Origin of the sequence: Pseudomonas sp. PDM22, from assembly GCF_014851965.1 — a bacterium.
Taxonomy (GTDB): domain Bacteria; phylum Pseudomonadota; class Gammaproteobacteria; order Pseudomonadales; family Pseudomonadaceae; genus Pseudomonas.
This window is the reverse complement of the sequence record NZ_JACVAR010000004.1, coordinates 657012-679219: the sequence shown is the minus strand read 5'-3', so window position 1 is coordinate 679219 and position 22208 is coordinate 657012. Positions and strand designations below refer to the sequence as shown.

The 22208-nt window shown below is 66.7% G+C and carries 21 protein-coding genes; 12 read left to right on the top strand and 9 right to left on the bottom strand.

Features of this window, described 5'->3' with window-relative positions; all coding sequences use genetic code 11:
• Positions 1-889: 889 nt before the first annotated feature.
• On the top strand, positions 890-1360 hold the full coding sequence (locus IB255_RS18015) for a hypothetical protein (RefSeq protein ID WP_192210610.1): 471 nt from the start codon (positions 890-892) through the stop codon (positions 1358-1360).
• Positions 1361-1425: 65 nt separating this feature from the next.
• A complete protein-coding gene (locus IB255_RS18010; protein ID WP_192210609.1) occupies positions 1426-2880 on the top strand; it encodes an alpha/beta hydrolase in 1455 nt (484 codons plus the stop codon).
• Positions 2881-3007: 127 nt separating this feature from the next.
• Here the strand turns inward: IB255_RS18010 and selB are convergent, their stop codons facing one another.
• The 7 genes from selB to IB255_RS17975 form a co-directional block, all read right to left on the bottom strand.
• Positions 3008-4930, bottom strand: coding sequence for a selenocysteine-specific translation elongation factor (gene selB / locus IB255_RS18005; RefSeq protein WP_081515668.1), 1923 nt, complete (start codon positions 4928-4930; stop codon positions 3008-3010).
• Positions 4927-6333 carry an L-seryl-tRNA(Sec) selenium transferase gene (gene selA / locus IB255_RS18000; protein WP_081515666.1) on the bottom strand — a complete coding sequence of 469 codons (1407 nt, stop codon included), beginning with the start codon at positions 6331-6333 and terminating at the stop codon, positions 4927-4929. Before selA ends, selB begins: the two co-directional genes overlap by 4 nt.
• A gap of 152 nt (positions 6334-6485) precedes the next feature.
• Positions 6486-7418 (bottom strand): formate dehydrogenase accessory protein FdhE, encoded by a 933-nt coding sequence (fdhE, locus tag IB255_RS17995; RefSeq protein WP_081515664.1) that lies wholly within the window; start codon positions 7416-7418, stop codon positions 6486-6488.
• Between the two features lie 125 nt (positions 7419-7543).
• Positions 7544-8170 carry a formate dehydrogenase subunit gamma gene (locus IB255_RS17990; RefSeq protein WP_081515662.1) on the bottom strand — a complete coding sequence of 209 codons (627 nt, stop codon included), beginning with the start codon at positions 8168-8170 and terminating at the stop codon, positions 7544-7546.
• Positions 8171-8227: 57 nt separating this feature from the next.
• Positions 8228-9160: a formate dehydrogenase subunit beta gene (gene fdxH, locus IB255_RS17985; protein WP_081515660.1), complete on the bottom strand. Its 933-nt coding sequence runs from the start codon at positions 9158-9160 to the stop codon at positions 8228-8230.
• A gap of 8 nt (positions 9161-9168) precedes the next feature.
• Positions 9169-12246, bottom strand: coding sequence for a formate dehydrogenase-N subunit alpha (gene fdnG, locus IB255_RS17980; RefSeq protein WP_139791455.1), 3078 nt, complete (start codon positions 12244-12246; stop codon positions 9169-9171).
• Between the two features lie 153 nt (positions 12247-12399).
• Positions 12400-12588 carry a hypothetical protein gene (locus IB255_RS17975; protein ID WP_081515654.1) on the bottom strand — a complete coding sequence of 63 codons (189 nt, stop codon included), beginning with the start codon at positions 12586-12588 and terminating at the stop codon, positions 12400-12402.
• A gap of 191 nt (positions 12589-12779) precedes the next feature.
• Here IB255_RS17975 and IB255_RS17970 point away from each other — a divergent pair, with 191 nt between their 5' ends.
• The 3 genes from IB255_RS17970 (at position 12780) to IB255_RS17960 (ending at position 15562) form a co-directional block, all read left to right on the top strand.
• Positions 12780-14804 (top strand): NADPH-dependent 2,4-dienoyl-CoA reductase, encoded by a 2025-nt coding sequence (locus IB255_RS17970; protein ID WP_192210608.1) that lies wholly within the window; start codon positions 12780-12782, stop codon positions 14802-14804.
• Between the two features lie 177 nt (positions 14805-14981).
• Positions 14982-15260, top strand: coding sequence for a type II toxin-antitoxin system RelE/ParE family toxin (locus tag IB255_RS17965; RefSeq protein WP_081515650.1), 279 nt, complete (start codon positions 14982-14984; stop codon positions 15258-15260).
• 14 nt (positions 15261-15274) lie between these two features.
• On the top strand, positions 15275-15562 hold the full coding sequence (locus IB255_RS17960) for a HigA family addiction module antitoxin (RefSeq protein ID WP_081515648.1): 288 nt from the start codon (positions 15275-15277) through the stop codon (positions 15560-15562).
• A 9-nt stretch (positions 15563-15571) separates the two neighbouring features.
• Here IB255_RS17960 and IB255_RS17955 read toward each other — a convergent pair whose 3' ends face one another.
• On the bottom strand, positions 15572-15973 hold the full coding sequence (locus IB255_RS17955; protein WP_081515799.1) for a polyketide cyclase: 402 nt from the start codon (positions 15971-15973) through the stop codon (positions 15572-15574).
• Positions 15974-16099: 126 nt separating this feature from the next.
• Here IB255_RS17955 and IB255_RS17950 point away from each other — a divergent pair, with 126 nt between their 5' ends.
• The 7 genes from IB255_RS17950 to IB255_RS17920 all read left to right on the top strand — a co-directional run bounded on the left by IB255_RS17950 (position 16100) and on the right by IB255_RS17920 (position 21379).
• Positions 16100-16549 carry a DMT family transporter gene (locus IB255_RS17950; protein WP_081515646.1) on the top strand — a complete coding sequence of 150 codons (450 nt, stop codon included), beginning with the start codon at positions 16100-16102 and terminating at the stop codon, positions 16547-16549.
• Between the two features lie 50 nt (positions 16550-16599).
• Positions 16600-17139 (top strand): isopentenyl-diphosphate Delta-isomerase, encoded by a 540-nt coding sequence (gene idi, locus IB255_RS17945; protein ID WP_081515644.1) that lies wholly within the window; start codon positions 16600-16602, stop codon positions 17137-17139.
• Positions 17140-17229: 90 nt separating this feature from the next.
• Positions 17230-17631 (top strand): YkgJ family cysteine cluster protein, encoded by a 402-nt coding sequence (locus tag IB255_RS17940; protein WP_081515642.1) that lies wholly within the window; start codon positions 17230-17232, stop codon positions 17629-17631.
• A gap of 65 nt (positions 17632-17696) precedes the next feature.
• Positions 17697-19046, top strand: a complete 1350-nt coding sequence (locus IB255_RS17935) for an MATE family efflux transporter (RefSeq protein WP_081515640.1) — start codon at positions 17697-17699, stop codon at positions 19044-19046.
• Between the two features lie 17 nt (positions 19047-19063).
• Positions 19064-20107, top strand: a complete 1044-nt coding sequence (locus IB255_RS17930; RefSeq protein WP_081515638.1) for a sensor domain-containing diguanylate cyclase — start codon at positions 19064-19066, stop codon at positions 20105-20107.
• Between the two features lie 32 nt (positions 20108-20139).
• A complete protein-coding gene (locus IB255_RS17925) occupies positions 20140-20595 on the top strand; it encodes a DUF2214 family protein (RefSeq protein ID WP_081515636.1) in 456 nt (151 codons plus the stop codon).
• A 112-nt stretch (positions 20596-20707) separates the two neighbouring features.
• On the top strand, positions 20708-21379 hold the full coding sequence (locus IB255_RS17920) for a hypothetical protein (protein ID WP_081515635.1): 672 nt from the start codon (positions 20708-20710) through the stop codon (positions 21377-21379).
• On the opposite strand, the gene IB255_RS17915 is transcribed toward IB255_RS17920, so the two are convergent.
• On the bottom strand, positions 21349-22200 hold the full coding sequence (locus IB255_RS17915; RefSeq protein WP_192210607.1) for an arylamine N-acetyltransferase family protein: 852 nt from the start codon (positions 22198-22200) through the stop codon (positions 21349-21351). The genes IB255_RS17920 and IB255_RS17915 overlap by 31 nt on opposite strands.
• Positions 22201-22208 lie beyond the last annotated feature (8 nt).

Genomic DNA, 22208 nt, shown 5'->3' with positions numbered 1-22208 from the left:
TAGCCCCAGAAGACTCTGGCAGCGGCTAACAGCCTGTGGTCGATATCGTCGCATGCACCTTCGGGGCTCAATTCCAAATGCACCTCTGGTGTAAGCCCTTTGCTGTTTTCACACAGCCTGGACCCATGGCGGACGTCAATCGTTTAGATAAACGTTTGTAACTCGTGGGAGTTGAAACGAAAGCAAGGCCTCAAGTGGCGATGTCAGGGTTAATCCCGAGGCAATGACCTCACCAGTTCGCGCAATCACATCAAGAGTCTCGTCTTTAAACGTAACAACCCAATGCCTAGCACCTGAATATGGGCGGCCAATGGTTTCTTCTGAGCCAATAAGTTCGTTGAACGAGTAGGGCTGAAGGCCCGAGAGAACATAGGGATGGCGTCCTAATCCCTCGTCCCCTATAGGTACAAGACGATGATCAATGAGCCCGGTAAATCGCACAACCGCGAGGCATTCGTTCCCAGGCTCGAAGTAAGCGAGCCAAAGGTTGCCCGACTCAACCAAAAGAGCTGGTGATTCAGGGATACCAGGTGCAGGAGCAACGGCCCAGATTGAGGACTCAGCTCTATTCATAGTTTCTCAGGAGCCTTAGAAAAGAAGTGGACGATACCATTGTGGTGCAATGACCGCTTTTGGCCGATTGCTGCCCCTGGCGGGGCATCTAGCGAACCCAAGCATGCGTGAGGTGTTTAGCCACGTATGCGAAAAGAGGACAGACTTATTTTCCACATGCCGCAGTGGGCACCGGGTCGCCCGATAACCCCCCACGGAACCCGGTAATGACATTCTGGCCAATGAACATCAAAAGGCCACTTATTGGCCAGAAAAAGGCAGCGAACTGGCTGCCCGTGCTCTACCCTCGCTAGCAGTACCCAGGGAGCTCCACGGCATGAAGCCCACTCTACCCATCCTCGATATTTCCCCACACTTGGGCATTGGCCCGGTCTGTCTCGGCGATACGCGGGCCATGGCGCGGGACGCACTGGCCGCCGTGGGTTTCCCGCTGGAATCGTCCAACGGGCCGACGGATTACTTCTGCCAGGCGGCGATCCAGACCGAGTGCGACGAGCAGGGGTTCATCTGGTTCATCGGCCTGTCCCAGAGCGAGCAGTACCTCGCGCGCTACCAGGGCATGGATGTGTTTGCGCTGGCGGCTGGCGAGCTGTTCTCGCTGATCGCTGCGGCAGACGACTCCGGCGCGCACGAATTCAACGACTGCGAGTACCTGTTTCCGGGGCAGATCATCACGCTGTGGGACGCAGACGAGCAGTACGACCGCCAGGGCAACGAGACACGCCCGGTCTGGGCTCAGGTCGGCATCGGCAACCCCGGTTACGTCGAGGCGGTCTCGGCCCTTTGACCCGTGAGCGGACTTTGTAGCGCCAGGGGCTCTATGCTTGTCCTGCACGCTGACAAGGGAACTCCATGCTGAACGCGAAATTCACCAGGGCGCTGCTCTGGCTGGTCATCCTCATCCTCTCTATCGCCGTGTTGGCGCTGGGGCTACGGGTCGCCGCCCTGCGCAACATCCCGCCGCTGGAGCCCTGGCACACCTGGGTGCCCGAGGACCTGCACAGCGACGCCATCGACCGCACCGACTGGGCCGGCTACCTGGCCGCCGAGGACAAGCTGATGCAGGCCATGCGCAAGGAGATGGCGGCCAGCCTGCAACCCTTCGAGCGCGTCGCCTACAACCGCTACTTCGACCAGAGCCAGGTCTACCCCGGCCACTTCGCCACCGACTGGAATCGCTCCTACGAGATGCGCCCCGCCGGTGAAGTACGCGGCGCGGCGGTGCTGCTGCACGGGCTGACCGATTCGCCCTACAGCCTGCGCCACCTGGGCGAGCACCTGCGGCAGCAGGGTTTCGTGGTGATCGCGATCCGCATGCCGGGCCACGGCACCGTGCCGGCCGGGCTCACCGACGCGGACTGGGAAGACTGGATGGCCGCCACCCGGCTGGCTGTGCGCGAGGCCTCTGCACAATTGCCCAAGGGCGCGCCGCTGCTGATGGTGGGCTTCTCCAATGGCGGCGCGCTGGCGATGAAGTACAGCCTGGATGCACTGGGCGACCCGAGCCTGGCGATGCCGAAACAGGTGGTGCTGATCTCGCCGATGATCGGCGTCACCCGCTATGCGCAGTTCGCCGGATTGGCGGGCTTGCCGGCGTTGCTGCCGGCCTTCGCCAAGGCGGCCTGGTTGAGCGTGCTGCCGGAGTTCAACCCGTTCAAGTACAACTCCTTCCCCATCGCGGCGGCGCGCCAGACGGTGGAGCTGACCGACGCCGTGCAGGGCAGCCTGGAGAGCGCCAGCAGCAGCGGCAGCCTTGCGCGCCTGCCGCCGATCCTCACCTTCCAGTCGCTTGCCGACAGCACCGTCAGCACCCCGGCGGTGATCAGCAACCTGTACGACCGGCTGCCGGACAACGGCAGCCAGCTGGTCCTGTTCGACCTCAATCGCTCGCTGAACTACGGCCCGCTGCTGCGCCCGGAAATGGCCACGCTCGGCGACCGCCTGCTGCCCGAGCGTCAGCGCAACTATGACCTGACGGTGATCTCCAACAGCCCGCAGAGCAGCCAGACCAGCGCCCTGCACACACCCGCCCACAGCCAGCGACAGGAGAGCCAGCCGCTGGCAGCCAGCTACCCGCCGGACCTGTTCTCACTCTCCCACGTGGCACTGCCCTTCCCGCCCGACGACGCACTCTACGGCCAGCATCCGGCGGCCGGCGAAGACTTCGGCATCCACCTGGGCACACTCACGCCGCGCGGTGAACGCGGCGTACTGATCGTCGGGCTGGACCTGTTCCAGCGGGTGACCTCCAACCCGTTCTACGACTACCTCGTGCAACGGGTCGATCGGGTGTTGCCGTCGCGCTAGCGCTTGCCGACGTCGAGCACGACGGCAATCAGGGTGACGGCGATGAACAGCAGAATCAGCCAGGAACTCATTGGACCCACTCCCCGGTAGTCAACAGGGGTATCGAGGGGGCGTGGGGATCGGGAGTTCAGAAAGTTTCTTCAGCGGTCGACTGCGCCAGCGCAGAATCCTCTCTTACCCGCCGCTCATTGCCGAAACGGCGGGTGAAGCCGATGCGGTCGAAGTATTCCAGCAACTGGATGCAGCGCTTGCGGCCGATGCCGATGCGGTCGCGGAAGGCGGCGGCGCGGATGATGCCGGTTTCGTCGCGCAGGTGCAGGGCGTGGCCGGCGAGTTGGCGCAGGGTCTGTTCGGGGTAGAACAGGTCTTTCACCACCTGGTGCAGCTGGCCAAGGCGGCCGAGCTTGCGCAGCAGCAGGCGCACGTCGCCCTCCTCCGCCTTCAGTTCGCGGGCGAGGTCGCGTACCCAGGGCGGGTCGAAGGCGCCGGCCAGCAGCAAGGGCCAGAGGCGTTCGCGCAGTTGTTCGTCGGCTTCGCCCAGCTGCACGCGGTGGTCAGGCAGGTGCAGCCAGGGGCCGCTGCTGTCGACTTGCCCCGGCGCCAGCAGGCTTTCCAGCAGGGCGATGAACACCGGTCGTTCGAGTTGCGAAAAGGCATAGCGGCGCAGGCGGTCGCGGTCGGGGCCAAGCTCGTCGGGAGCTTCGGCGTGGAAGCGTTGCAGGGCATCGAGCAATTGCTGTTGCAGCGCGGACCAGCGTTCGGCGGAGAGCAGTCGCGCGCCGAGCCGGGTGTGGATTTCGACCGTTTCGCCGGGCAGCTGCCAGCCTTCGCGCGGGCGGTTGAACTGGCGCGCCAGCAGCGCGGGATCGAGGCCGTTGCTGGCGTGGGCCAGCAGGGTTGGCAAGGCGCTTTCCAGGCCTTCGCCCTGCAGGGCACGAAGTTGCTCCAGGCGCTCTGGGCTGCGCCGGTTGCGCGCGGGCGCGAAGGGGTCGAGCACGCGCCCGCCGCCGAGGGTGCGTTGCGCGGACTGGTCGCGCAGCACCAGGTGGTCGCCATGCACGGCATGGCTGGGCGCATTCAGCACCAGTTGCGCGAAGGCACGCTCGCCGGGTTGCAGGCGTTCGCCTTCGAGCAGTGCGACGCGGCCGGTGACATCCTGCGCGCCGAGGTGCACATGCACCGGCGTCCAGTGGGCGAAGGTGCGGGTTTCGCTGGGCAGCAGGTTCAGGTCGATATCGATGCGCGTGGTGGGCGCAAGCAGTTCGCCGGCGATCAGCCAGTCGCCCCGGTGAATCTGTTCGAGGCTCAGGCGCTCGCCAGCGATGTTTACCGCCACGCGCTGGCCCGCGTGGGCCTGCTGCGCTTCGCGATTCTGTGCGTGCAAACCGCGCACGCGAGCGCGGCGGCCAGCGCTGCCCAGCAGCAATTCGTCGCCGACATTCACGGTGCCGGCAAAGGCTGTTCCGGTGACGACGACGCCGGCGCCGCTGACGCTGAAGGCGCGGTCCACGGCGAGACGGAAGCCACCGGTTGCGGCGCGCTCGCGGGTCTCGCGGGCGGCAGCGGCGAGAGCGCCACGCAACGCATCGACGCCCTCTCCGCTGACGCTGGACAGCGGGAAGATCGGCGCGCCGGCGAGCGGTCCTGATGCCAACAGTTCGCGCACTTGCGCGGCAGCCTGTTCTACCCGTTCGCCCGAGACGCGGTCGGCCTTGGTCAGCGCGACCATGGCGCGACGGATGCCGAGCAGCTGGACGATAGCGAGGTGTTCGCGGGTCTGCGGCATCACGCCGTCGTCGGCGGCCACCACCAGCAGCACCAGGTCGATGCCGCTGGCGCCGGCGAGCATGTTGTGGACGAAGCGCTCGTGGCCCGGCACGTCGATGAAACCAGTGAGCGCGCCGTCGCCAAGGTCGGCATAGACGTAGCCGAGGTCGATGGTGATGCCGCGCTCGCGCTCGGCCGGGCGGCGGTCGCCCTCGATGCCGGTGAGCGCGCGCAGCAGTGAGGTCTTGCCGTGGTCGATGTGGCCGGCGGTTCCGACTATCACGCCTCGTCCTCGGCCAGCAGCGGCAGTTGTGCGACGAAGCAGGGCTCGTCGTCGAGCTGGCGCAGGTCGAGCCAAAGCGCGTCGTCATCGATGCGGCCGAGCACCGGAACCGGTAGGCAGCGCAGGCGCTCTTCCAGGTCCAGCAGGGCGCGACCGCGCTGGCGCTTGGGCTGGTTCGGCCGCAGGCACAGCGCGGCGCTGGGCAAGCGCGCGACCGGTTGGGCGCCGCTGCCGATCATGCCCAAGGCATCCACGGCACCGACGCTCCAGCGCTCGCCCAGCAGCGCTGCCAAAGCAGGCGCCAGGCGCTGGGCCTGGACGCGGATGTCGGCCTGCGGACGGCTGAGCAGGCGCAGGCTGGTGAGGCGTTCGGCGAGGCGGTCCGGATCGCGGTAGAGGTTGAGCACGGCCTCCAACGCAGCGAGGGTCAGCTTGTCCACGCGCAGGGCGCGCTTGAGCGGGTTCTTCTTGATCCGCCCGATCAGTTCCTTGCTGCCGAGGATCAGCCCGGCCTGCGGGCCGCCGAGCAGTTTGTCGCCGCTGAAGGTGACGATGTCGGCGCCGTCGCGCAGGGCTTCCTGCACGGTGGGCTCCTTGGGCAGGCCCCAGCGGGTGAGGTCGACCAGGGTGCCGCTGCCCAGGTCCTCCAGCAGCGGCAGGCCATGGGCGTGGGCGATCTGCGCCAGCTGCGGGGTGGCGACGCTGGCGGTGAAGCCCTGCACGCTGTAGTTGCTGGTATGCACGCGCATCAGCAGGCCCGAGCGCGGGCCGATCACGGCTTCGTAGTCCTTGGCGTGGGTGCGGTTGGTGGTGCCGACCTCGACCAGTTTCACACCGGCGCGGGACATGATGTCGGGGATGCGGAAGGCACCGCCGATCTCGATCAGCTCGCCGCGGGAGATGATGCCTTCCTTGCGCGCGCCCAGGCTGTTGAGCGCCAGCAGCACGGCGGCGGCGTTGTTGTTGACCACGGTGACGGCTTCGGCGCCGGTCAGTTCGCGGATCAGCCCGGTGATGAGGTCGTCGCGGTCACCGCGCTTGCCGGTGGCCAGGTCGAATTCGAGGTTGAGCGGGTAGCGCGCAGCCAGCGTGATCGCTTCGATGGCTTCCTCGGGCAGCAAGGCGCGGCCGAGGTTGGTGTGCAGCACGGTGCCGGTGAGGTTGAACACCCGGCGCACGCGGCTGGCGTGGTGCGCGGCGAGGCGCTCGCCAGCGCGGCCGGCGAGCACCGACTCTTCCAGTTCGATGGCGGCCAGCTGGCCGTGACGGGCGGGATCGCGCAGTTCGTCGAGCAGGTCGCGCAGGGTCTTGAGCAGGGCCTCGCGGCCGTAGCGTTGCTGCAGCGGCTGGCAGGCCGGGCTGCGCAGCAGGCGGTCGATGGAGGGCAAACGTACCGAGGTCATGGACGAACCTTGTGCAGGAGACGATGGCTGGAGTCAGTCTAGAAGACCGACGCCCAGGCGGAAGCTATGCCTTTGTAGGATGCGGTGGAGCGCAGCGATACCCATCGAGCCCTGTGCCGCGCCAGCATGGGTATCGCTGCGCTCCACCCATCCTACGAAGCGCCGCCCGGCGCCAGCAGGAGGTTCGGTGCGGTGCGCAGATAGCCGTCCTCGGCGAGACGGATATCCAGCGCGAGGCTGGCCAGGTCGTCCGCCTGGGCCTCGGCGTGCTTGTCGTGCTGCAGGTAGAACTGCTTGAGGTAGGACTGGCAGCCGGGGCAGGTCTCGGCCTTGAGCGGCGCCTGGTCGCTGGCCACGCCTTCGCGCTGCAGCGAGTAGTAGGCCAGGCCCTTGCTCTCGGCGCAGTGGCTGCATTTCACGCGCACGTAGTGCCATTCGCAGGAGCACAGCGAGCAGGACAGGTAACGCAGCCCGGCATGCTTGCCTTGGCTGCGGATCATCCCGGCCACTGGCGGCGCGCCGCAGGCCGGACAGAGGGTCTGGCTGTCGGTTTCCGCCAGGGTGTCGTCGGGCAGTTGCAGCAGCCACTGGCTGAAGGCGACCTGCAGCACGGCACCGAGGAAAGGCACCAGCGCCGGCGGCAACAGGTCGAACTGGCCGTTGAGCAGGCCCAGTGCCCAGGCCTTGCGCTGGCCGGAATCGGCGCTGCGCAGGACCTTCAGTGCCTCGACCACGGCCGGGTTGGCGGTGACTTCGTAGGCGTCGAGGAAGGCGTCCAGCAATGGCAGCCACGCGCCTTCGCGCACCAGCACTTCGTAGGCCAGTGGCGGCATGCGGTGCTCGCGGCTGCGGGCCAGCGCGGCGGCGTCCGGCGATTGCAGGAACAGCTTGCGGTCGAGCAGCGCCTGCTGGGCTTCGCAGACGCCGGCGATCAGTTCGAGGTAGCCCTGCAGGGGATTGCCCGGTGCCAGTTCACGCAGGCGCGCGGCGCGGCGGGAGAACAGATCGGGGGACGGCAGGTTGAACAGCGGGGGGATGTTGGCGGCAGCTTCGATCTGCCCGGGTTCGAGAATTCGGCCTGACACGCAGGACTCCTTGTTGATGGAGGTTCGAGGCCTTGAGAGCCCCTCACCCTAGCCCTCTCCCAGAGGGAGAGGGAACTGTCCGTGCCGGCTGGCAGGTCAGTGCGAGCCGGCGATTACGTCGGGCGTCAGTGCCCCTTGCCCTTGTCCACGTCCTTGAGCCAGGCCGCATGGTGCTTGCGCGCCCAGCCGCGGCTGACCCAGCCGTAGAGCATGGCGCCCATCGAGCCCTTCACCCAGATGCCGGCGTAGATGTGCACCAGGATGCTGCAGATGAGCACGAAGGCGGCAAAGGCATGCAGTAGCGAAGCGATGCGGATGATGTCGATGCCGAAGAAGTGGCTGAAGTAGGCACGCCACATCACGAAACCGGTCACCAGCAGCACCAGCATGCACAGCAGCAGGGTCCAGAACAGCAGCTTCTGCCCGGCGTTGTAGCGGCCGACTTCCGGGAGGTTTTCCTCGCGGTTGGTGACCACGTCTTTCCATTGCTTGAGCCACTGCACGTCGCGCTTCTCCACCAGGTTGTGGTGGGCGAAGCGGATCACCAGGCCGAGGAAGAACAGGAACATCGCCACCCCGAGGAAGGGGTGGAGGATGCGCGTCCACGGCCCGCCGCCGAACAGGTTGGTCAGCCAGAACATGGCCGGGTGGAACAGCGCCAGCCCCGAGAGGCCGGCGAGGAAGAACAGAATGGCCACCATCCAGTGGTTGCTCCGTTCGTTGGCGTTGTAGCGCTGGATATCTTTTTTCATGTCGTCGGGCTCCTTGCTGCCCTTTTCCGCCCTCCCCGCGAGGAGGGCGGAAGTCAGTCAGCGGGGATCACGCGGATCGTAGCCATGCACCGAAGGGTCGACCTTGTGCACCGGCGCCTGCGGGTCGGGTCCGTCTTCCTCGTCCTCTTCGACCCGGTTGGGGCCGATGCGGGTGTAGTGGAAGAACCCGGCCAGCACCACGCCCGCCATGGCCAGCAGGCCCAGCGGTTTGGTGAGGCCTTTCCACAGGCTGACCATCGGGCTGATGGCCGGCTTGTCGGGCAGGCCGGCGTACAGCGAGGGCTGGTCGTTGTGGTGCAGCACGTACATGACGTGGGTGCCGCCCACGCCTTGCGGGTCATACAGGCCGGCGTTCTCGAAGCCGCGGGACTTCAGGTCCTCGATGCGCTCGGCGGCGTGTTCCTTCATGTCCTCCTTGGTGCCGAAGACGATGGCGCCGGTCGGGCAGGTCTTCACGCAGGCCGGCTCCATGCCCACCGCCACGCGGTCGGAACACAGGGTGCACTTGTATGCCTTGTGGTCCTTCTGCGAGATGCGCGGGATGTTGAACGGGCAGCCGGTGATGCAGTAGCCGCAGCCAATGCAGTGGTCCTGGTTGAAGTCGACGATGCCGTTGGCGTACTTCACGATCGCGCCGGGGCTCGGGCAGGCCTTCAGGCAACCCGGTTCCTCGCAGTGCATGCAGCCGTCCTTGCGGATCAGCCACTCCAGGTTGCCGGCCGGGTTTTCATGCTCGGTGAAGCGCATGACCGTCCAGGACTGGTCCGTGAGGTCGATGGGGTTGTCGTAGGTCCCGTGGTTGTGGCCCACCTCGTCGCGCAGCTCGTTCCATTCCGAGCAGGCGACCTGGCAGGCCTTGCAGCCGATGCACTTGGACACGTCGATCAGCTTGGCCACTTCCTGCTCGTGCCGCACCGAGGGTGACGGCAAGGTCGTGGCGGAGCGGGCGTAGATGTCTTGACTACTCATGCTTCACCTCACGCCTTTTCCACGTTGACGAGGAAGGACTTGAACTCCGGCGTCTGCGTATTCCCGTCGCCCACGAAGGGGGTCAGGGTGTTGGTCAGGTAGCCGTTGCGCGCAACCCCGGAGAAGCCCCAGTGCAGGGGGATGCCCACGTGGTGCACGGTCTTGCCGTTGACCTGCAGCGGACGGATGCGCTTGGTCACCACCGCCACCGCCTTGATGAAGCCACGGTTGGAGGAGACCTTCACGCGGTCGCCGGCCTTGATCCCGAGCTCCTTGGCCAGCGCCTCGCCGATCTCGACGAACTGTTCCGGCTGGACGATGGCATTCAGACGGCAATGCTTGGTCCAGAAGTGGAAGTGCTCGGTGAGGCGGTAGGTGGTCGCGGCGTAGGGGAACTCGTCGGCCTTGCCGAACAGCTCCATGTCGTTCTTGAACACCCGCGCCGCCGGGCTGCTGATCGCCTGCGGGTTCTTGTGCAGCGGGTTGACGCCAATCGGCGTCTCGAACGGCTCGTAGTGCTCAGGGAACGGGCCCTCGGCCATCTTGTCGACGGCGAAGAAACGGGCCACGCCTTCGGGGTTCATGATGAACGGGTTCATTCCCGCTTCCGGCGGTACGTCGGCCTTGTAGTCGGGCACGTCGGTGCCGCCCCAGGCCTTGCCGTTCCACCACACCAGGCGTTTCTTCACCGGGTCCCAGGGCTTGCCGCTGACGTCCGCGGAGGCGCGGTTGTAGAGGATCCGCCGGTTGGCCGGCCACGCCCAGGCCCAGCCCAGGGTCTGGCCCATGGCGTACGGGTCGCTGTTGTCGCGGCGGGCCATCTGGTTGCCCAGTTGCGTCCAGGAACCGGCGAAGATCCAGCAGCCGCTGGCGGTGCTGCCGTCGTCGCGCAGCAGCGCGAAGGCCGGTAGCTGCTCGCCGGCTTTCGCCAGGACCATGCCGTTGTTCGGGTCGACGAGATCCGCCAGTGCCTTGCCGTTGTACTCCTTGGCCACCTCTTCCGGGCTCGGTTCGTCCGGCCGCAGGTACGGCCAGTCCAGACCCAGGATCGGGTCGGGGAAGGCGCCGCCATCCTTGCGATAGGCCGCCTGCAGGCGATGCAGCAGGCCGCTCATGATGGCGATGTCGGTACGCGCTTCACCCGGCGGCTCGGCGCCCTTCCAGTGCCACTGCAGCCAGCGCCCGGAGTTGACGATGGAGCCGTCTTCCTCGGCGAAGCAGCTGGTGGGCAGGCGGAACACCGTGGTCTGGATGGCCTTGGTGTCGACGTCGTTGTGCTCGCCGGCATTGCGCCAGAACTCCGAGGTCTCGGTGGCCAGCGGGTCCATCACCACCATCCATTTCAGCTTGGCCAACGCGGCGCTGACCTTGGCCTTGTTGGGGAAGGAGGCGATGGGGTTGAAGCCCTGGCAGAAGTAACCGTTGACCTTGCCCTGGTACATCATGTCGAAGTAGCGCAGCACGTCGTAGCCGGCGCCGGGCATGTCCAGCTTCGGCAGCCAGTCGTAGCACCAGTTGTTCTCCTTGGTCGCGGCCTTGCCGAACCAGGATTTCATCAGGCTGACGTGGAATTTCGGGTAGTTCTGCCAGTAGGACAACTGCCCCGGACGCAGCGGCTTGCTGGTGCGCTTGGTGATGAAGGCGTTGTAGTCCTGCTCCGCATCCATGCCCAGGGTCAGGTAGCCGGGCAGCGAGTTGGACAGCAGCCCCAGGTCGGTCAGGCCCTGGATGTTGGAGTGGCCGCGCAGGGCGTTCATGCCGCCGCCGGGCATGCCGATGTTGCCCAGCAGCAGCTGGACCATCGCGCCGGTACGGATCATCTGGGCGCCCACCGAGTGCTGGGTCCAGCCCAGGGCGTACATGATGGTCATGACCTTGGTCGGCGCCGCAGTGGTGGAAATCTCTTCCCACACCTTGAGCATCATGTCCTTGGGCGTGCCACAGATGTTGCTCACCACGTCCGGCGTATAGCGGCTGTAGTGCTGCTTCATCAGGTTGAACACACAGCGCGGGTGCGTCAGGGTCGGGTCGACCTTGGCGAAACCGTCCTCGCCCAGCTCGTACTGCCAGGAGGACTTGTCCGGGTAGGTGCGCTTCTCCGCGTCGTAGCCGTTGAACAGCCCGTCGTCGAAGCCGAAGCCTTCCTTCACGATGAAGGAGACGTCGGTGTAGTTGTGCACGTATTCCTTCTGGTACTTGTCGTTTTCCAGCAGGTAGTTGATCAGACCGCCGAGGAAGGCGATGTCCGTGCCGGTGCGGATGGGCGCGTAGTAATCGGCCACCGAAGCGGAACGGGTAAATCGCGGGTCGACCACCAGCAGGCGCGCCTTGTTGTGCGCCTTGGCTTCGGTCACCCACTTGAAGCCGCACGGGTGCGCTTCAGCGGCGTTTCCGCCCATGATCAGAATCAGATCGGCATTCTTGATGTCGGTCCAATGGTTGGTCATGGCTCCACGGCCAAACGTCGGGGCAAGACTTGCCACCGTCGGGCCGTGTCAGACACGCGCTTGGTTGTCGAACGCCAGTACGCCGAGAGAACGAACCACCTTGTGGGTGATGTAGCCCGCTTCGTTGGAAGACGCCGACGCGGCCAGGAAGCCGGTGGTCAGCCAGCGGTTCACCGTCTGGCCCTGGGCGTTCTTCTCGATAAAGTTGGCGTCGCGGTCTTCCTTCACCAGCTTGGCGATGCGGTCGAGCGCCTCGTCCCAGCCGATGCGCTTCCACTCGCTGGAGCCCGCCTCGCGGATTTCCGGATACTTCAGGCGGTTGGGGCTGTGGACGAAGTCCAGGAGGCCTGCGCCTTTGGGACAGAGCGTGCCGCGGTTGACCGGGTGATCGGAATCACCCTCGATGTGGATGATGTTCTGCGCGACGTTCTTTGCCGCGTCACCCTGGCTGTACAGCAGGATGCCGCAACCGACCGAGCAGTACGGGCAGGTGTTGCGGGTCTCGACGGTGCGCGCAAGCTTGAAGTGGCGGATCTGGTCGGCGAATGCATCCGGGGGTGCCATCCCGAGTGCCGCCAGGCTCGATCCTCCAAGGCCCACGGCGCAGACCTTGAAAAATTGCCGACGGTTCATATCCATCGTGCGTCTCCTGATCAGGCAGCGTACGTCCGGGACATGGCCGGACCCTTGCTGCTTAAAAGATAGCCAAGCAGGCGCAATGCGCCAGCTTTGAGCGGGGCAGACCATGCACGCCGTGGATTTGCGGCGCATTGACGCGCGTCAGTGCGTCACTCAGAACGCACTGCCGAGTACCCCCAAATGGGCAACGGGCGGGTAGGCACAGGAGATACTCTCACCGTCGGGGCGGCAGGCGGATTGCGCGCGATCCGGCTGGAGGGATTCGTGCAGCCCGAGCAGGGCCACACCGATCAGGGCAGCGAGCAGGTAATGGCGCGCGTGTCTTGTTCTTATCGCTTTCATGACGACCTCCGTCACTTCAGCCTGCGATCGGGGCCTTGCAGCCCTGCCATGGGTTTGAGTCTGGAACCTGTGGCCAGTCTGTCAACCGAAGCGCTTGACCGAAATGCCCGAACGGTACGGCAGCCGGGCCGTTAACCAGCCCATCGCCGGCCCGTTAGGGTGGCAGGACCTGATTGCCCAAGAGCGCTTCCATGTCGTCCGCCGCCTCGCCCTACCCTCACCTGCTCGCCCCGCTCGACCTGGGCCCGATTCAACTGCGCAACCGCGTGGTGATGGGCTCGATGCACACCGGCCTGGAAGACCGCCTGTGGGACTTCGGCAAGCTCGCCGCCTATTACCGCGAGCGGGCGCGCGGGGGTGTCGGGCTGATCATCACCGGCGGCTTTGCGCCCAACCGCGAAGGCTGGCTGCTGCCGCTGGGCAGCAGCCTCACCAGCGGCCTGCAGGTGCCGGCGCACCGGCGCCTGACCCAGGCGGTGCACCGCGAGGGCGGGCGCATCCTGCTGCAGATCCTCCACGCCGGGCGCTACGGCTATCACCCGCTGGTGGTCTCGGCCTCGCCGGTGAAATCGCCGATCAGCTGGTTCGCCCCGCGCGAGCTGTCCGAGCGCGGCATCCTGCGCACCATCGCCGCCTTCGTGCGTTGCGCGAAGCTCGCCCACGCCGCCGGCTACGACGGCGTGGAGATCATGGGCAGCGAAGGCTACCTGCTGAACCAGTTCCTCTGCCCGCGCACCAACCAGCGCGAAGACCGCTGGGGCGGCGACCTGGGCAACCGCATGCGCCTGCCGCTGGAGATCGTCCGCCGCACCCGTCGTGCGCTGGGCGAGCGCTTCGTCATCAGCTACCGCCTGTCACTGCTCGACCTGGTGGAAGGCGGCAACACCTGGGACGAGGTACGCACTGTGGCACGAGCCCTCGAAGGCGCCGGCATCGACCTGCTGAATACCGGCGTCGGCTGGCACGAATCACGGGTGCCGACCATCGTCACCTCGGTGCCGCGCGCGGCCTTCGCCGAAGTCACCGCGCGCCTGCGTCGCGAACTGCGCGTGCCGGTAATCGCCAGCAACCGCATCAACACGCCGGAAGTCGCCGAGCGTTTGCTCGCCGAAGGCCACGCCGACCTCGTTTCCATGGCCCGGCCGCTGCTGGCCGATCCGCAGTTCGTGGAAAAGGCCGCCGCCGGCCGCGCTGCCTCGATTAACACCTGCATCGCCTGCAACCAGGCCTGCCTGGACCACGCCTTCGCCAACCGCCGCGCCAGCTGCCTGGTCAACCCACGTGCGGCGTTCGAGACCGAACTGCGCTACCGCAAGGCGCGCGTCCACAAGCGCATCGCGGTGATCGGTGCCGGGCCGGCCGGGCTGTCCGCCGCCTGCGTCGCCGCCGAACGCGGCCACCGGGTGACACTGTTCGAAGCCGCTGGGGAGATCGGCGGGCAGTTCAACCTGGCCAAGCTAGTGCCGGGCAAGGAGGAATTCCACGAGACGCTGCGCTACTTCGCCGTACGCCTGGGCGACCTGGGCGTCGAGGTGCAGCTGGGCCGGCGCATCCGGCGCGGCGAACTGAGCGGCGAGTACGACGAGGTGATAGTCGCCACCGGCATCCAGCCGCGCACGCCGTCGATTCCGGGAATCGGCCACGCCAAGGTGCTCAGCTACCTCGATGTGCTGCGCGGCACTGCGGTGGGCGAGAAGGTCGCGCTGATCGGCGCCGGCGGCATCGGCTTCGACGTCGCCAGCTTCCTGCTGAGCGAACGCAACGGCCCGCAGCCGCTGGGCGAATGGCTGGGCCAGTGGGGCATCGACCTGGACAACGCCACCGGCGGCGGCCTGATCCCGCCGGTCGCCGCCAACCCACACCGGCAGCTCTGGCTGCTGCAACGCAAGGCCGGCCAACCCGGCGCCGGGCTGGGCAAGACCAGCGGCTGGGTGCACCGCGCGCACCTCAAACATCACGGCGTGCGGATGATCGGTGGCGTGGAATATTTGCGCATCGACGACGACGGCCTGCACCTGCGCATCGACGGCCAGGAGCAATGCCTGGCGGTGGACAACGTGGTGATCTGCGCCGGCCAGGAACCGCTGCTGGACCTGCAGCCGACGCTGGCGGCGCAGAACCTGCGCTACCACATCATCGGCGGCGCCAGCGTGGCGCGGGAACTCGATGCCAAGCGGGCGATCCGCGAGGGTGCTGAGCTGGCCGCACGCCTTTGACGGTTTCTGTAGGGGCGAGGGGGACGCCTAGTTCTTGCTCGCGAACCGCCCAGCGCCGCAGCTGCCTGGAAACTGTTCGCGAGCCAGCTCGCTCCTACAAGCTGAACACTGTGCGGAGAACCTTCTGACAAGCGTCTCGGCTAGGGCGACTGTAATCTGTTAGATTACAGTCCGGCGATGATCAGAAGCTTCCGCCACAAGGGGCTGCGCGCCCTTTACCAGCAAGGTGATCCTCGTGGAGTGAGGGCCGATCACGTGCCCCGGCTCAAACGCATCCTTGCCGCGCTGGAAAGCGCCAACGGCCCGCGAGACATGGACCTGCCCGGTTACCGCCTGCACGGCCTGAAAGGTTCGCTGTCCGGCTGCTGGGCCGTCAGCGTCTCGGGCAACTGGCGCGTTACCTTCCGTTTCGTCGACAGCGACGTGGAGCTGCTGGACTATCTCGACTACCACTGACTGGAGCACCCAGCATGGCGATGCACAACCCGCCCCACCCCGGCGAAATCCTCCGTGAGGATGTACTACCGGAGCTTCGCCTTTCCGTGACTGCTCTGGCGACCCATCTCGGCGTAAGCCGCCCGCACCTGTCCAAAGTGCTCCACGGCCGAGCGCCCATCAGCGCGGACCTAGCCTGGCGCCTGGAGCAGGCCGGCCTGGGCACGGCCCGCCACTGGTTGGCGATGCAGGCGGCTTACGATCTGTGGCAGGTCAGTCAGCAGGCGCACCCGCCCATTGCCCGGCTGCAAGCGGTGGCATAAGTCCACGAATCACCCCTCCAGCAACACCTTGATCGCCTGCAGGTCACGCTCCACCCACTGCGCGTCGCGCTCGAAGGTGGCGTCGTCCATCTGTGGCTGGCGCAACAGCGTGAGTTGCAGCTCGCAGCCCTCGGCATTGGCGATCAGTCGCAACGGGATGTGGACGGCCGGCGCCTGCTCGGGCAGCACGTCATGATCGAGCAAGCCGAACGCGTTGCGCGGCGTGAAGCGCACGCGCAGGGGGCCCTGGGGTGTCTGCGCCAGCCAGAGATCACCTTCCAGCGGCTCGATGGAGCTGCACAAGCCTGAAGCCCAGTAAGGGAAGTTCGTCGGGTCGGCGAGGAACTCGTAGGCGGTGTCGCGCGGCCGCTCGATGCGGACGCTCAGCACGCGGGAAGCACGGGTGGCCATGGTCGGGACCTCCATCGGGGCGGGAGCGATGCTCCAGTCTGGTGCATACTACGCGGCTGACTATTCTCGATCGACCGCTGGCCAGCCCTTCGCTGCCCAGCTTTGCGACCCTTTCCGGAGTTTCCCATGCCTACGCCACCCTGGTGGTTGTTCGTCCTTCCGCTGATCGCCGGCGCCTGCCTGCCCCTTCAGGCCGGCATCAACGGCCAACTGGCCAAGCAGGTATCCAGCGTGCTGGCCGCCGCGCTGATTTCCTTCTTCGTCGGCATGCTCGGCCTGCTCGCGCTGACCCTGGCCAACCGCGAATTCCCCAGCCTCGCAGCGATGCGCGGGATGCCCTGGTGGCAGTGGTGCGGCGGCTTCCTGGGGATGTTCTTCATCTTCATCGCCGCCTTCGCCGCACCGCGCGTCGGCGCGCTGATGTTCATGGTGCTGGTGCTCGCCGGCCAGCTGGGCATGGCACTGGCGCTGGACCACTTCGGCTGGGCCGGTTTCAAGGAAGCGCCGGTGAGCACCCTGAAGATCGCCGGCATGGCCGCCATCGCGGTGGGCATCTGGATGATCCGCAAGGGCTGAAAACCATCCGTCTACTCTGAGCACGGATGGCTCGCCCGCAGGAGATTTCCATGACCGATATCCAGGTGATCCTGGTCGACGAACACGACAACCCGACCGGCACGATGGAAAAACACCAGGCCCATCATCTCGGGCTGCGCCACCGTGCCATTTCGGTCTACGTGTTCAACCGCGCCGGTGAACTGCTGCTGCAGCGCCGCGCGGCGGGCAAGTATCACTGTGGCGGACTGTGGAGCAATACCTGCTGCGGCCACCCTTACCCCGATGAGTCCGCGAAGCACGCTGCCGAACGCCGGCTGCGCGAGGAGATGGGCGTACAGGTCGAGCTGCGCAAGCTGTTCGAGTTCAGCTATCGCCTGGCGTTGGCCAACGGCATGACCGAGCACGAGTACGGCCACCTGTTCGGTGCCGTCGATGAGCAGCCACCGCACCCCGATCCACAGGAGGCCGACGACTTCCGCTACGTCGCCCTGCCCGATCTGGAAGCCGAGATGGCCGCGCACCCGGAGCGTTTCACGCCCTGGTTCCTCATCTGCTACCCGACCTTCAGGGACTATCTGCGCGATAACGGCGGAATCGACGCTCTGTAGAACGCCGCTCTGTTCGTCGAAAGGCCAAGCAAATCTGCGCGCCGACCACTATGATGCGCGCCTTCGCGCCACCGCTACCGACTTGCCGCCATGAGAAAACCACCGCTGATTGCCAACGCCGAACTGGACCGCCTGGAAACCTGGGCGAAGTACACCTCGGGCCTGTGCAAGGACTGCAACGCCACCTGCTGCACCATGCCGGCGGAAGTGAACGTCAACGACCTGATCCGGATCGGCGTGGTCGACGAATTCGAACGCGACGAACCGGCGAAGAACATCGCCAAGCGCCTGCTCAAGGAAGGCGTCGTCGAGCGTTTCAACCAGAAGAGTGGCATCTTCACCCTGACCCGCACCAGCAACGGCGACTGCTACTTCCTCGACCGCAAGACGCGCCTCTGCAGCGTCTACGCCAAGCGCCCGGACACCTGCCGCAACCACCCGCAGGTCGGCCCGCGCCCCGGCTACTGCGCCTACCGCAAGAAGACGGCCTGATCACGGCCGCCTGAAAGCACGGGGCTCCCGGCTCGCTATACTGCGCGCCAGCTCAGGAGCCCCTCATGAATTCCCTGCTCGAAGCCTGGCGACATTCGCCGACCCACCGTCGTGTCTGGGCGCTCGCCGCGCCGATGATCCTCTCCAACGTTTCCGTGCCGCTGGTCACCCTGGTGGACAGCGCGGTCATCGGCCACCTGCCGCATGCGCACCAGTTGGGCGCCGTCGCGGTTGGCGGCGGGTTCTATACCCTGCTGGTCGGCGTGCTGGGCTTCCTGCGCATGGGCACCACCGGCTTCGCCGCCCAGGCGGCCGGGCGTGAAGACGGCGGAGCCTTGCGGCGGATTCTCGGCCAGGGCCTGCTGCTGGCGCTGGGCCTCGCGCTGCTGCTCAGCCTGCTGGCAGTGCCGCTGACCGGCCCCGCGCTTGCGCTGATGCGCCCGTCCCCCGAGCTGGATGTGCTGGCCCGTGAGTTCTTCCACATCCGCCTGTTCGGCCTGCCGGCGGCACTGGCCACCTACGCACTGGTCGGCTGGTTCCTCGGCACGCAGAACGCCCGCGCACCGCTGGCGATCCTGCTGACCACCAACCTCATCAATATCGTCCTCAGCCTGTGGTTCGTGCTGGGCCTGGGCTGGGGCGTGGCCGGCGCGGCAAAGGCCGCGGTAACCGCGGAATGGGGCGGCGCGCTGCTCGGCCTGGCGTTGACCCGTGGTGCGCTCAGGCGCTTTCCCGGCCTGCCGGACTGGTCACGCCTGCACGCCTGGGCCAGCTGGCGGCCGCTGCTGATGGTCAACCGCGACATTTTCATCCGCAGCCTGGCGCTGCAGGGCGTGTTCTTCCTGCTCACGGTGCAGGGCACGCGCCTGGGCGACGCCACGGTGGCGGCCAACGCGCTGCTGCTCAACGGCCTGATGGTCACTGCCTACGCCCTCGACGGCCTCGCCCACGCCGTGGAGGCGCTGTGCGGCCATGCCATCGGCGGCCGCGACCGCACCGCGCTGCGCCGCTCGCTGGTGGTCGCCTGCGGCTGGTCGCTGATCGCCAGCCTGCTGTTCGTCGTCTTCTTCACCTTCTTCGGGCACCTGTTCATCGCCCTGCAGAGCGACATCCCGGAGGTGCGCGCCACCGCCGACCAGTACCTGCCCTACCTCGCCTGCCTGCCACTCATCGGCATGTGGAGCTACCTGCTCGACGGCCTGTTCATCGGCGCCACCCGCGCCCGCGAGATGCGCAACGCCATGCTGCTGGCCTGCGCCGCCAGTCTGCCGCTGGGTTTCGCCCTGCAGGGCTGGGGAAATCACGGATTGTGGCTAACCTTCCTATGCTTCATGTTGCTGCGTGCGCTGGTCCTAGCCGGCTACGCGTGGAAGCTGACACGCCAAGACGCCTGGCAGGCGCCTGCCAGCCCCTGACCTGTTGAGGAGACGCCATGCCGGCTTGTCCCATTCCCGTTGACGAAACCCTGCGTCAGCAGACCCTGGATGAGATGAACCTGCTCGACACCCCGGCCGAGCACTACCTGGATACCCTCGTCCAGCTGACCCAGGACCTGGTGAAGGTCGACACCGTGCTGATCAGCCTGATCGACCAGGATCGCCAGTGGTTCAAGGCCCGCGTCGGCCTGGACGCCACCGAGACCACGCGCGACGTGTCCTTCTGCGGCTACGCGATCCTCGGCGAGGACACCCTGCTGGTGCCCGATGCCACCCTCGACGAACGCTTCGCCGACAACCCGCTGGTGCTCGGCCCGCCCTACATCCGTTTCTACGCCGGGCGCCCGCTGCGCGCCGGCAATGGCCAGGCCATCGGCACCCTGTGCATGGTCGACCCGCGGCCGCGCAGCATGACCGAGGCGCAGCAGGCCAACTTCCGCGACCTTGCCACCCTCGCCGAGGGCTACCTGCAATTGCGCACACTGATCCAGAGCAACCGCGACCTGCGCGTGGAAATGGACCGCGAGCAGCGCAAGGCCCTGCTCGACCCACTGACCCAGTTGTGGAACCGCGGTGGCCTGCTCGCCTTCCAGGACCGCGAGTGCCGCCTGGCGCGGCAAAACCACGTGCAGTTGGGCGTGATCTACGCCGACCTCGACCACTTCAAGGCGATCAACGACCAGCACGGCCACGCCGCCGGCGACCAGGTGCTCTGCGAATGCGCCCGCCGCCTGCGCGCCGCGCTGCGGCCGGACGACCTGCTGGTGCGCCAGGGCGGCGAGGAGTTCGTCGCCCTGCTCAAGGTGAAGGACGGCGAGGAACTGCAGCGCGTCGCCGAGCGCGTGCGCGAGCTGATCGGCCACGAGCCGGTGCAACTCCCCTGCGGGCCGCTGCCGGTCAGCCTGAGCATTGGCTGCACCCTGCTGGCAGGTGAAGAGCCTGTCGACCAGGCGCTGGAACGCGCCGACGGCGCGCTTTACAGTGCCAAGCAGGCCGGGCGCAACCGGGTGAACTTCAGCGCGCCGCCGGCCTCAGCCTGACCAGAAGCAAGGCCCCAGCAGAGGACCCACTCATGGCCCAAGCCATCGCCGCGTACCTGCACTACCTGTCGATCTTCATCCTGTTCGCCCTGCTGGTGCTGGAGCACCAGCTGTTCCGCCTGCCGCTGGACCTGTCGCGGGCGCGCAGCCTGGTGATAGTCGACCTGGCCTACGGCGCCTGTGCCGGCGTGGTACTGCTGACCGGCGCGGCACGTGTCGTCTGGTTCGCCAAGGGCACGGATTACTATCTGCACAACAGCCTGTTCCACGCCAAGATCGGCCTCTTCGTGCTGGTGGCGCTGCTGTCGATCCTGCCGACCATGACCTTCCTCAACTGGCGCAACGAGCTCAAGGCTGGCCGCGTTCCAGTGCCCAGCGAGCGCCAGGCGAAGCTGGTGATCATGACCATCCGCGTGGAGCTGCTGGCGCTGCTGATCCTGCCGCTGCTGGCGACCCTGATGGCGCGTGGTTTTGGAATGATCGGCTGAGCCGCCGGACTGACTGGCCGCTTTCCTACAACCAGTACCGAGCAATCCGATACAGTCGCTCCGCTGATCCGTGGATGCTCCTGCGCAGCTTCGACTGCCGCAGGACCTCCACATGCCTTCCCGCCCCTCCAGCCGCCCACTGTGGCGGTGGCTCCCCTCGCTGGCAGCCCTCGTCCTGAGCGGCTGCGCGAGCGACGAATTCACTTTCGAAGCCGACCTGCCGGGCGATTTCAGCCTGGTGGGTAATGCGCGCTATTCGCCACCCGAGGGCAGCCACTGCAATTCCCCGGCGAAAGACGACCTCACGCAACGCCTCTTCGCCACGCCCGGCCACGGTGAACGCCCCTACCGGGTCAGTTACCAGGTGCCGCTGAGTCTGAGCAGCGACGGTTGCAGGCGCGAGCTCCGGCACATCCTCATCGAAATGGACGGCGAATCGGCCACCCACCCCCTGGACGCCGTGCAACCCGATATCAGCTTCGCCAACCTGGCTGTCCGCAGCCAGCTCTCCGCCGGCAGCGCCGGAATGCCGAAAAAGGGCGCACGCATCTTCGACGGGCGCTGCCGCTGGCTGTTGCCGGACTCACCGGACGGCGAGCGCCAGTTGCAGTGCCGCGCCTCGGACATCGACGGCAACTGGCTCGCCGGCAGGCCCGGCGGCGAACTGCAGCGCGACGAACTGCCCGGCCGCATCGTCCGGCTGGCCATCGGCGTGGCGCCGGACATTGCCGCCTCCGCCGAGCCTCGCGGCACTCAGGCGCTGACGGCCGACTCCAGCAACTGAGCCAGCCTGCGGCGCAGGGCCGGCAAGTCCGGCGCCGCCGGTTGCAGGTGGAAACGCTCGCGCAGGACGTCCAGCAATTCGTCGGCATGCTCGATCGAGCGCTGCTCGACTTCGCCGTCCGCACCACGCCGGCTGAATTGCCCGTTGAACAGCGACAGCCGCGCGCCGCCGTCGCTGAGCGCCACGCGCAGGGAGTTGCGGAACACGCTCTGCGGGTAGGTCGAGGTGTACCAGTTGCGCATGCCGTAGTCGGCCCAATGCTGCGGCTCGAGGGTGAAGCGGTACAGCGTCTGCCAGCCGGATGCCGAGCGCGTTGCCATCTCCAGTTCCTCATCCGCCGAACCACTGACACGCCAGCCTCCTGGCAGCTCTTCGTTCACCCGCAGCGGCAGGGCTTTGGGCGAAGCAGGGCCGCCGAAGCCGATATCCACCAGGTGCGGCCCTTCGGCCAGATCGATGCGCAGCAGCAGGTGCGTCTGCGGCGTCAGCGGCGCATCCGCCGGAAGGCCCCAGCGCACCCGCGCCACCAGCAGGGTCACACGGTAATCCAGGCTGGCCAGCAGGCGGGCGAACAGGCTGTTCAACTCGAAGCAGTAACCGCCGCGCTGGCGCTCGACGACCTTGGCGAACACCGCCTCCGGCTCGATCAGGATGGGCTGGTCCAGCAGCACGTCGAGCTTCTCGAAAGGCAGGTGATGCAGCGCGGCGACGATCAGCCGGTCGAGGTTTTCCAGCGTCGGCGCTGGGCGCTCCGGCGACAGGCCGAGGCGGGCCAGGGTCGCGTCGAGCTGGGCAGCGCTGAAGGGGGTGAGTGGGGTCATGCGAATCT